This window comes from Streptococcus sp. SN3 (assembly GCF_030439905.1).
Map to the genome: position 1 here is coordinate 106,594 of NZ_JAQFJF010000008.1, position 11,367 is coordinate 117,960.

General features: G+C 44.9%; 9 protein-coding genes. 8 read left to right on the top strand and 1 reads right to left on the bottom strand.

Annotated features, from left to right (window positions below):
- Window positions 1-71 precede the first annotated feature (71 nt).
- Window positions 72-1,775, top strand: coding sequence for a dihydroxy-acid dehydratase (ilvD, locus tag PCY71_RS12685; protein ID WP_032905356.1), 1,704 nt, complete (start codon window positions 72-74; stop codon window positions 1,773-1,775).
- A gap of 82 nt (window positions 1,776-1,857) precedes the next feature.
- Here ilvD and PCY71_RS12690 read toward each other — a convergent pair whose 3' ends face one another.
- Window positions 1,858-2,199: a metal-sulfur cluster assembly factor gene (locus PCY71_RS12690; RefSeq protein WP_048773772.1), complete on the bottom strand. Its 342-nt coding sequence runs from the start codon at window positions 2,197-2,199 to the stop codon at window positions 1,858-1,860.
- A gap of 180 nt (window positions 2,200-2,379) precedes the next feature.
- Here PCY71_RS12690 and hisS point away from each other — a divergent pair, with 180 nt between their 5' ends.
- The 7 genes from hisS to PCY71_RS12725 all read left to right on the top strand — a co-directional run.
- Complete coding sequence (gene hisS / locus PCY71_RS12695; RefSeq protein WP_002908262.1) at window positions 2,380-3,660, top strand: histidine--tRNA ligase; 1,281 nt, start codon at window positions 2,380-2,382, stop codon at window positions 3,658-3,660.
- A gap of 167 nt (window positions 3,661-3,827) precedes the next feature.
- The gene (locus tag PCY71_RS12700) at window positions 3,828-4,115 is read left to right on the top strand and encodes a WXG100 family type VII secretion target (RefSeq protein WP_032909143.1); all 288 of its coding nucleotides are present in this window, start codon (window positions 3,828-3,830) and stop codon (window positions 4,113-4,115) included.
- A 235-nt stretch (window positions 4,116-4,350) separates the two neighbouring features.
- Window positions 4,351-7,350: a type VII secretion protein EsaA gene (gene esaA / locus PCY71_RS12705; protein WP_048773775.1), complete on the top strand. Its 3,000-nt coding sequence runs from the start codon at window positions 4,351-4,353 to the stop codon at window positions 7,348-7,350.
- A 6-nt stretch (window positions 7,351-7,356) separates the two neighbouring features.
- Window positions 7,357-7,815, top strand: a complete 459-nt coding sequence (gene essA / locus PCY71_RS12710; RefSeq protein ID WP_002901864.1) for a type VII secretion protein EssA — start codon at window positions 7,357-7,359, stop codon at window positions 7,813-7,815.
- Between the two features lies 1 nt (window position 7,816).
- The gene (locus PCY71_RS12715) at window positions 7,817-8,056 is read left to right on the top strand and encodes an EsaB/YukD family protein (protein WP_002894139.1); all 240 of its coding nucleotides are present in this window, start codon (window positions 7,817-7,819) and stop codon (window positions 8,054-8,056) included.
- A 1-nt stretch (window position 8,057) separates the two neighbouring features.
- A complete protein-coding gene (gene essB, locus PCY71_RS12720) occupies window positions 8,058-9,317 on the top strand; it encodes a type VII secretion protein EssB (protein ID WP_080980261.1) in 1,260 nt (419 codons plus the stop codon).
- 2 nt (window positions 9,318-9,319) lie between these two features.
- Window positions 9,320-11,367 (top strand): FtsK/SpoIIIE domain-containing protein (locus PCY71_RS12725; protein WP_301412703.1); only part of this gene is annotated, 2,048 nt, incomplete at its 3' end.

The following is an 11,367-nucleotide window of genomic DNA, read 5'->3' on the forward strand; positions in this document are numbered from 1 at the left end:
TTTCCTCTGTAAAATACAGCCTAAGTGTGGTATAATAAAGCACAAAGATTACTGCAATGAAAGGGAAAGCTATGACAGATAAGGATATTCGTCACAGAAGTAAGATTTATGACAGTATGGTAAAATCTCCTAACCGTGCCATGCTTCGTGCGACAGGGATGACTGATAAAGATTTTGAAACGCCTATTGTTGGGGTGATTTCCACTTGGGCGGAAAATACACCCTGTAACATCCATTTGCATGACTTGGGCAAGCTAGCCAAGGAAGGTATCAAAGCAGAGGGAGCTTGGCCTGTCCAGTATGGGACTATTACGGTTGCGGACGGGATTGCCATGGGAACGCCAGGCATGCGCTTCTCTCTGACCTCACGCGATATCATCGCAGACTCCATCGAGGCTGCCATGGGCGGGCACAATGTGGATGCCTTTGTAGCCATCGGGGGCTGTGATAAAAATATGCCAGGCTCCATGATTGCCATTGCTAACATGGATATTCCTGCTATCTTTGCCTACGGCGGAACGATTGCGCCGGGGAATCTGGACGGCAATGACATTGACTTGGTTTCTGTCTTTGAAGGAATTGGGAAATGGAACCATGGTGACTTGACTGCTGAGGAAGTACGACGCATTGAGTGTAATGCCTGCCCTGGCCCTGGTGGCTGTGGCGGTATGTATACAGCCAATACTATGGCGACGGCTATTGAAGTTCTGGGCATGAGCCTGCCAGGCTCTTCTTCTCACCCTGCTGAGTCTAAAGACAAGCAAGAGGATATCGAAGCAGCTGGTCGTGCTGTTGTGAAAATGCTGAAGATGGGGCTGAAGCCGTCTGATATTTTGACACGTGAAGCCTTTGAAGATGCAATCACAGTGACTATGGCTCTGGGTGGTTCTACAAATGCTACTCTGCACTTGCTGGCCATGGCGCACGCGGCCAATGTTGAGCTAACACTTGATGACTTTAATGTCATTCAAGAGAAGGTACCGCATTTGGCTGATTTGAAACCGTCAGGTCAGTATGTCTTCCAAGATCTTTACGAGGTTGGTGGAGTACCGGCTGTGATGAAATATCTCTTGGCAAATGGCTTCCTGCATGGTGATCGCATCACTTGTACAGGTAAGACGGTAGCAGAAAATCTGGCGGAATTTGCTGATCTGACACCAGGTCAAAAGGTCATTATGCCGCTTGAAAATCCAAAACGTGCAGACGGTCCGCTCATTATCTTGCATGGTAATCTGGCTCCAGACGGCGCTGTTGCTAAGGTTTCTGGTGTTAAAGTGCGCCGTCACGTTGGACCAGCCAAGGTCTTTGACTCAGAAGAAGCCGCTATTGATGCGGTACTGGCCGATGAAGTGGTCGATGGTGATGTGGTTGTAGTTCGCTACGTTGGACCAAAGGGTGGCCCTGGTATGCCAGAAATGCTGTCACTTTCTTCTATCATCGTAGGGAAAGGTCAAGGGGACAAGGTGGCCCTTCTAACTGACGGCCGCTTCTCAGGCGGTACTTATGGCTTGGTTGTTGGACACATTGCTCCAGAAGCTCAGGATGGCGGCCCGATTGCCTATCTTCGTACGGGCGATATGGTCACGGTTGACCAAGATACCAAGGAAATTTCCATGGCAGTCTCTGACGAAGAGCTGGCGAAACGTAAGGCAGAAACAACTATCCCACCGCTTTATAGTCGCGGGGTACTTGGTAAATATGCTCACATGGTATCGTCTGCCGCTAAAGGTGCTGTTACTGACTTCTGGAAACCAGAAGAAACAGGTAAGAAATAGCCTATATATGACAAAAGAACCCGCTAGTTTTTCTAGCGGGTTTGGTGTTTTTATTTTAAATGTAGATAAACTAAGTTCCTTCTTATCTAGGACTGATTCCCAGAGCAATGCGGCCGAAGCGGCTGATACGGGTGATTTTCCAAGCAGGAGACCAAGTAACCTCGACAGAGGCACTTTCAATCTCTTCAATTTTCTTAAGAGAGTCCATGATGGCGATGGGCAGACTCTCAGCACAATCACAGGCTGTATCGGTAAAGGTCATGACAACCTTGCAGTGGCCGTTTTCGTCTAAGTTGATTTCATAAATCAGCCCTAAGTTATAGACATCCAGCTCTACATCCGGATCGTAAATACGCTCGAGCTTCTCCACCAACTTATCCTGAATTGCAGCTGCTCGATCATTGATTTTGATATCGTCTCTCATGGCTATTCCCTTCTATCTGAGTTGAATTGTTTTTATTTTCTCACAATTCAGACTTTTTTTCAAGCTATTTTGGAACATGAAAACGGATTTAGTTCTTCCAAATGAAAAATCCCTTTCGGGCTCCTCAAAATGGCGGACTTATGATAGAATATAAGTACTAAAGAAGGCGGAGGTCAGAAGATGAAATTACAAAAACCTAAAGGAACTCAGGACATTCTTCCTCAGGAATCAGCCAAGTGGCAGTATGTAGAAGACTTTGCCCGCAAGACATTTAGAAAATATAATTACGGTGAAATTCGTACGCCAATTTTTGAGCACTATGAAGTCATTAGCCGCTCTGTCGGGGATACGACAGACATTGTGACTAAGGAAATGTATGACTTCTATGATAAGGGCGACCGTCATATCACGCTGCGTCCAGAGGGGACAGCGCCTGTGGTGCGTTCTTATGTAGAGAATAAACTTTTTGCTCCTGAAGTGCAAAAGCCTGTCAAAGTCTATTATATGGGCTCTATGTTCCGCTATGAGCGGCCTCAGGCTGGCCGTCTGCGGGAGTTTCACCAGATTGGTGCAGAGTGCTTTGGATCTAGCAATCCTGCTACAGATGTAGAAATGATTGCCATGGCGGCTCAATTTTTCAAGGATATTGGTATTACCAATGTCAGCTTGGAGCTTAACTCGCTGGGGAATCCTGAGAGCAGAGCTGCTTACCGCCAGGCCTTGATTGATTATCTGACTCCACTGAAGGCTAGCCTCTCAGCCGATAGCCAACGGCGCTTGGAGGAGAATCCGCTGCGCGTGCTGGATTCTAAAGAGCCCGAGGATAAGGTCGCTGTTGAAGGTGCTCCGTCTATTCTGGATTATCTGGATGAGGAAAGCTGTGCCTACTTTGCGGCTGTTCGTTCTATGCTAGAGACCTTACAGATTCCTTATGTTATCAATACCAACATGGTTCGTGGGCTAGACTACTATAATCACACAATTTTCGAGTTTACGACAGAGGTGGCTGGCAGTCAGCTGACTATTTGTGCTGGCGGCCGTTATGATGGGCTGGTGGCTTACTTTGGCGGACCTGAAACACCAGGTGTTGGCTTTGGTATGGGCTTAGAACGTTTGCTTCTCGTACTTGACAAGCAAGGAGTAGAGTTGCCGATTGAAACCGCTCTGGATGTGTATGTAGCTGTTCTAGGAGCTAGTGCCAATGGAAGAGCTTTGGAGTTAGTGCAGGCTCTCCGCGCACAGGGCTTTGCAGCAGAGAGGGATTATCTTGACCGCAAGCTCAAGGCTCAGTTCAAATCCGCAGATATCTTTAAGGCCAAAACTCTTATCACCTTGGGTGAAAGCGAAGTGGAAAGCGGTCAGGTGACTGTTAAGAACAACCATAATCGTGAAGAGATTACTGTTAGCCTAGACCAAATCCAAGAAAACTATCAGCTTATTTTTGAGAAATTGGGGTTTTAAAGGCTTGAGTCTAACAGGCATAAACGTTATAGTATCAAAAGATTCGACGAAACGGGTTGACAATGTGTCAACATATTTTTGAAAAAAATATCATTAAAAGCTTGAAACATAAAGTGATTATTGATATAATGTGCCCGTTATATAAATTTGCTAAAGGAGAAACAACTATGGCACAAATTAAATTAACTCCAGAAGATTTACGCACATCTGCGCAAAGATACACTCAAGGTTCTGAAAATGTAACTCAAGTTCTTAATGAATTGACTCGTGAACAAGGTATTATCTCAGATAACTGGGATGGTTCTGCATTTGATAGCTTTGAAGCACAATTCAATGAATTGACTCCAAAAATCAGAGAATTTGCAACCTTGCTTCAAGATATTAATGCTCAATTGGTTAAAGTTGCTGACATTGTTGAGCAAACTGACCAAGATATCGCTGCACAAATTCACTAATTTTGTTATAACGGCTTTAGGAAGGCAAGAGCCTTCCTATTTTTGTAAAGATTAAAAATGAAAAAATGGCAGTTTCTTTCATGTTTGATAAGAAAATCGCTGCAATGTAAAGGCAAGCTCTGACAATCTGAATCAATATCTGAATTAGACTGTTAGAGCTGTTTGTGTCTTTCTGTGTGCTTTTTTATGTAACAATAAACTAAAGAAATTTAAAAAGAAAAAGAAATTTACATCCATGGGAAATAAAAAATTACTTAAGTATATAGGAAACGTTGTTTTGGTTATCGCCTTGCTGGCTGCAGTAGTGACGCTGAATGTCGCAGTGCAAAAGAATACAAGCAGTGCTAGAGACAGCAAGATCAAAACAGACCAAAAGACTAAACTGAATGTTGCGGTTGTCAATGAGGATCGGGCTGTCAAGGTTGACAAGAAAGAGTACAATCTTGGTGCTAGCTATGTCAAGAATCTGGAACGAGATGACTCTCAAAACTGGTATATTGTGACGCGTGGAGCTGCGGATACTGGTCTCGAAAATGGCAAATATCAACTGGTCGTAACGATTCCAAGTGACTTTTCAGAGAAGGTGCTAGATGTTAATGCTATCAGCGCAGATCGGACAATCGTCACTTATAAGGTCAATGCTGCTGGAAATCAGCAGATTGAAAATGAAGCTAATAATCTAGCTAAGGATATTATCGCGGATTTGAATAGCCAGTTGGTTGATATGTATATGGCTAGTATCCTGAGCAATCTTTATACAGCCCAGCAAAATGTGCAGGCTAGTTCAGAGGTGCAAATTACCAATATTGGCAATTATCGAACCAACTTGTTGGAGTCTGCTATTGGGTCTAAGAATATCTTCCCAACGTTGGTTAGTATGTCTGCCTCATCTGTCGAAGCCAATAACTCTCTGAAGACGACTCTGGAGACTTATGCTAAGGCTTTTGACGACTTGGATAACTCTCAGGCCACTTATGGAAAGAATTTTGATAGTCTTCTCAAACAGCGAGCGGATGACCAAGTTAACTATGCCGCATTTATGAAGCAACTGATGGAAATGGACGAAAAAGTTGTCCATAATAATACTCAAGAGCTTTATGCTAAAATGGAGACGACACTTAAAGAATTGGAAAAGCAGTTGAGTTCTTCCGAAAGTGCAGATAAGTCTTATGCACAACTAACTGGAGATGTTAATGATCAAATAACAGCTTTAACAAATAGTTTGAAGGCTGAACGTGCTAAATTGGATGAGCATACAACTAAAGAAAACATTGAAGGATTTGTTAAGACAAAATTAGCATCCTACTATGGTGTCGATGAAAATACATCAATTACTTTGGAAACATTGCTCGGAAGGGATGGTTCGACTGCCCTCAATAGCTATGAAGAGATTCTGAGAAACCAAATAATCGCAGCATTGGCGACTGTACCAAAAAACTATCCTGCTGAAAAGGAATTCGAACTTTCTGTTTCGATGAATGGTTTTGATTATGAAGCGGCTCAGCAGTTTGGGGGAGCAAAAGGAAATGGAGCTGATGAATTGGGAGCACTAGCAGTTGCGGCAAATCAAGCAGCCAGTTCTACTACCGATCAGGTTAGTGGCCAAGCCGGCAGCAAAGCTACTGTTTCTGTTCATTCACCAGCTGGGGTAACAGTTAACTCTATTACTTACAATGGGAAACCAGTAACAGTTGGTGAGGCGATTGACTTAGATGCAAATGGTAGTTTTTCTGTTCAATACAGTGTGGCTAGTGATGCTGTAGCCAATCCATTCGATACCCAAATTGATATTTCTTTAAATGGCGTCGCGGTTGCTAGCGCACCTGTGAATGTAAAGGAAGCTCAAAAAGCTGCCGCTTTATACGGTGCTAAAGTCCAAGAACTTTCTTCTGCTTATCAAAATGCTAAAAATCTGATGGATGTCTATTCTGCTTTTGTCAAACTCAAAAATGAAGATGTTTCCAAGGCTTTGTCTAATCTGATGTTTGATGCTGTTCAAAGCAACCTTAAGGGCTATCAGGACAGTATTGAAAAAGCTAATAATCAAGATAATAAGAATCAAAATCAAGATAATCAGAAAAAAACTGAAGAAAATGGAAGCATTAAAGAGAGATTGGATAATGCTCTGAGTGAGCTGAACAAATTGGGACCAGACTTAACAGCTAATCTTCAACAGATTGAAGATAGCAATAAGGCCCTGACAGACAGCATGAGGGAGCAGATGGCTTTGTATGTTCAATTGACAGAGAAGGTGGAAAGCATGAGGACTTCACGAGAATCCTCTACTGATGCACTGAATAAGACGGATGCTGATTTGTCATCTCTGAATTCAGAATTCTCATCCTTGCTGTCTTCAACTTCTGGTGTTAAGTCTTCTTCACAGACCAATGTGCAGGCAGCTGATAGTGTCAACCAGATCTTCAGTAGCTTCAATCGTGAACTGGAAAATGCACAAGGAACGACAGAGAAATTGTCTGCGAATGCTGAAAGTTTGATGGGGCAATTCAATAAGGAATTGGAAGATAATGGCAACTTTGTGGAGTCCTTTGTCAAGGTTCTTAATAATGCCTATGAGAACGGGGTTCCTAATGAAGTGTTACTGGACTTCCTGTCTAATCCAGTTGCTCAGTCTTCTTCATCTGTCAAAGCGACTGTCAATGTTTACCGTCCATTTACTTGGATTCTCTTGTTGGAGGTTGTTAGTCTCTTTACGGCCTATATCTTTGCAACGCAAAATATTGTGCGCAAGGTTAAAGATCGCTTTAAGCTTAATAAACTACAAGATACAGATATTATGACTGTGGGCATTCTAGGCTTCCTGTCTCTGACGATTGGTCTGGTCATTGGGATTGTCTCCAGCATGCAGCTTCATATCGGCAAGGAATATGTTCCATCTTGGGTCTTGTTGATTGTGGTTGCTAGCTTTGTCTTGATTCAGGGGCAGTATTTATTCCTCAAGCATCTGCGCGTGATGGGCATGGGCTTAGCTTTCTTCATGATTATCAGCTTTGTCTACCTATCTAATGCTATTGGTACGACAGCTAGTCTGACTGGCTTCCCGGCCTTTATCAAGAGTTTGAATGCCTTGTCTGTGCTAGAAGGCATGCTGTCAGGTTACTTTGACGGCAAGACCGCTGGCTTCTTTGCCATCTTTGGTCTGATTGTCTTGCTGGCTCTGCTAGTTGCAGCTAATATCTTTATCAAGACTAGAACATTAAAAACTGAGGAAGTTTAAAAGAGTATGAAAAGAATTCTGTTTTTATTCCTACTTCTAAGTTCGTTTGCGGTGACGGCTGTCGCCGCAGATGAGCTAAAGGATAATCGCCTGCAGATAGATAATTCGCGGATTGAAAAAGAGCAAGAACTGAACTTTGGTGCACAATCGGAAGGCACCAAGTCTCTTTTCGTTGCTGAGAATCAGGAAAAAATTCAGGAAATGAAGCAGTATCAAAATAAACAGTTGGCCACAGAAGCGGGACAACTGTTTTCTGCTATACAGGGGCCGACGGATATTTACCATTCCAAGGAGCTTTTTCAGCCGGGAACGGAAAAATTGTCCAAGCTGCAGACGAGTTTGAAAAGCGATGAAGAAAGCAGCTGGGATGATTTTCTGCCAGGAGTAGTCTACTTTGTAGCAGCCATACTCTTGGTCAGTATGACTGTCTTTGTCAGCTATCGTATCAGTAAGGGAGAAGTATAAAATGGAAGGACATATCAACATCACCCTCCGTTTGCGGGATAAGGACGTGGATATTCGCATTCCTAAGCGGATTGAGGTCCGTCGTTTCATTCGGGAGATTGATCAGATTTTCAATATCGAAGGGAAGCGCCATAAGTATCAGCTGCGGATTATTAACAAGGGGCTGATACTGGATGAGGGCAAGGTTTTGGCTGATTATCCAGTCACAACAGGAGATTTAGTAGAGATTGAGGAGATTTAAGGTGACTGAGGAAAAATTTGTATTTGCTGAACAAGAGTTTATCTATGAAAAAAATGACAAGAATTGGAGCCTAACACTGAAGCGTTCGGATGTAGCAACGCAAGATTTGCGGGAGCTCTTGCTTTTGGACCTGCACCATCCGCTTTTCTTGGAACAGGAGACTAAGGCCGACCACGATAGTGTCTACTTCACCTATCAGATTGAGCCTTTGGGGCTGTCCAAGGAAGAGATTGAAAAGCGCACGATTTCTGAGCGGATTCGTCTGGCTCTTAATGTTTTTGCTCTAGAAGCGGCACTGGAATTGCCGGTTACTTTTTTGTTGCATCCTAGCAATCTCTTTATTACCAAGGATGCGCAGGCGAAGATTGCTTATCGCGGAGTTCCCGGCATCATGACACCTCAGGCTATTTCTCGGGAGGACTTTTTGCGCCAGGCCAAGTGCTTTGCGGTGACGCTCTTTGCAGATCTGGACTTTATGGAGCTTTACAAGGGCTCGTTGGAGCTAGAAACTCTGCCAGATTTCCTAGTGGAACTGCGTGAGGCTGACAGTCTGGAAGATGCGGTTGCTGTTTTGGAGAAATCCTATCAGGAAAAGGCTGCAGAAGAAGCAGAGAAGCAGACACTAGTCTCCAAGCGCCAGCATAAGATTTTCAAACTGGCGACCATCTGGCTGACAGCAGCTGTTGTGATTTTGACCATTCCTTTGATTTATCTGATTTTCATACAAAATCCTTTCAAGGAGAAGCTGTTACAGGCGGATACTGCCTTCATCAAAGTGGACTACAGTAAGGTCATCGATGAGCTGGAAGGAATCTCTCCTAAGAGTCTGCCGAATACACAGAAATATGAACTAGCCTACTCTTATATCCAAGGCTTGGAATTTTCCGATGATCAGCGTAAGGTCATCCTGAACAATGTCACACTGAAATCAGATGATTTGTATCTCAATTACTGGATTCAAGTTGGACGTAATGATTTTGAAGATGCTTTGGACACAGCCAAACGGATTAATGACTCAGATCTGATCATCTATGCCTTGACGCAGGAGATGAAAAAAGTGCGTGAGGACGATAGTTTGTCTGGTAAGGATCGGGAGACTAAGCTTGAGTCCTTGGAAGGCGAGTATAAGAAATACTGGGATAGCCGCAAGGAGCTTCTAACTGGTGATTCTAGCTCAAGCGCTTCTAGCGAGGAAGGTTCTTCAGGAGCAAGCTCTTCCTCCAGCAGTGAAGCGTCATCTAGCAGTAGCGCGAAGGAGTAAGTATGAGCAAGACAATCATCATCTATACAGACCATCTGCGCTATGAGCTGCAGCTGACAGAGGACAAGAAAGTTCTCTTAGCAGCTAGTGAGAAGGCCCAGCTTTACCTGCCTCATCAGGAGACTCCTATCCAGCTTCAGCTAGCTGAAGGGCAAGTCTTTTATCAGATGGGGGAAGAAACGGGTGTCGTAACTGACGGTCTGACCTTGGGTAATCTGACCTTGTATCAATCTGATTCAGAACCGGCCGTTTATGACTTACTGGACAGAAAAGAGTTGCTCATCAGCGACCAGAAGGGGGCAGCTATCAGTCTGGAAGCACCTTTGGAGTTGCTCTTGAAGCGAACAAATGATTCTTGGATTTTGACCAAGATGCGAGGTCAAGTCTACCTCAATCACGTTGAGTGGACAGGGGACCAAATTCAGCTGGAAGCCGGCGACGAGCTAAGCTTGGAAGGTATCTGCCTCAAGGTCTATCCAGAAGAAATCTGGGTGACGGGTCCAGCTACGGTCAGTTCTAACCTGACCTTGCGGGGCGCTTCTCGCCATGGTTTTTATCCAGACTATCCAGACTATCACCGCTCACCGCGGATTATCTATCGGAGTTCAGAGGACAAGATCCAGATTGCTCCGCCAAGCAAGGAGCCTCAAAAGCCCAATGATGAACTCTTGAGACTGATTGTGCCGCCACTTCTCATGGTTGGGGTGACGGTGCTAATTACACTGGTTCAGCCGCGGGGGATTTATATCCTCGTTACGGTGACGATGTCAATCGCCAGTGCTATCTTTTCGGTGCGCGGTTTCTTCAAAAACCGCAAGAAGTTCAAGGAAGACAAGAAAGAGCGCATCGATCTTTATCACCTCTATCTAAAAGACAAGGCTATTGAGCTAAACAAGCTGGAACGTGAGCAGCGTGATGGCATGCTTTACCATTTCCCAAACATTAACGAACTGACAGGTCTGGTGACAGACTACAGCCACCGCATCTACGAGAAGACACCGCTTCACTTTGACTTTCTTTACTATCGCTTGGGACTTGGCCAGGTGCCAACCTCCTATAAGCTGACCTATGGTCAAGAGGAGCGGAGTGGAAAGAAAGATGCGCTGGAAGAGGAGGGCTATGCTCTCTACACTCGGCATAAGAAAATTCCCGATCTTCCTATCGTAGCTAATCTTAGCCATGGACCGGTCGGTTATATCGGTCCGCGCAATCTGGTCCTGGAACAGCTCCAGCTCTTGGTTATGCAGTTAGCGGTATTTCATTCCTACCACGATGTGCAGGTGATTACCATCATGCCAGAGGAGGAGCGCGATCAGTGGGATTGGCTGCGCTGGCTGCCGCATGCGACTCTGCAAGAGCTGAACGTCCGTGGCTTTGTCTATAACCAACGGACGCACGATCAGGTCCTAAACAGTCTCAACCAAATACTAAAACTGCGCAAGGCACAGAAGGAAGAAGCGACCCGTCAGGAGACGACACTCTACAGTCCTCACTATGTGGTATTGGTCACAGATGAAAAGCTGATTCTCGACCATATCATCATGGAGTTCTTCACAGAGGATCCGACTGACCTGGGCTGTTCGCTCATCTTCGTGCAGGATGTGATGAGCTCGCTGTCTGAGAATATCAAGACAGTTGTCAATATCAAGGACCGCAACACTGGGCAGTTGGTCATGGAAGAGGGAATCCTTAGAGAGATTGACTTCCGCTTGGATCATTTCCCAGAAGACTATGACAAGGAGCGAATCGCTCGGACCTTGGCGCCGCTCAATCACTTACAGAATCTCAAGAGCTCAATCCCTGATACTGTGACCTTTATGGAGATGTATGGGGCAGAGACCTTCTCAGACCTGCAAGTCTTGCAAAAGTGGCAACAGAATGCGCCGTATAAGAGCTTGGCGGTGCCTATCGGCCTGCGGGGGAAAGAAGACTTGGTCTACCTCAACCTGCATGAAAAGGCTCACGGGCCGCACGGGCTGATTGCCGGGACAACCGGATCTGGGAAGTCAGAGACCATCCAGTCCTATATCCTGAGTCTGGCCGTTAACTT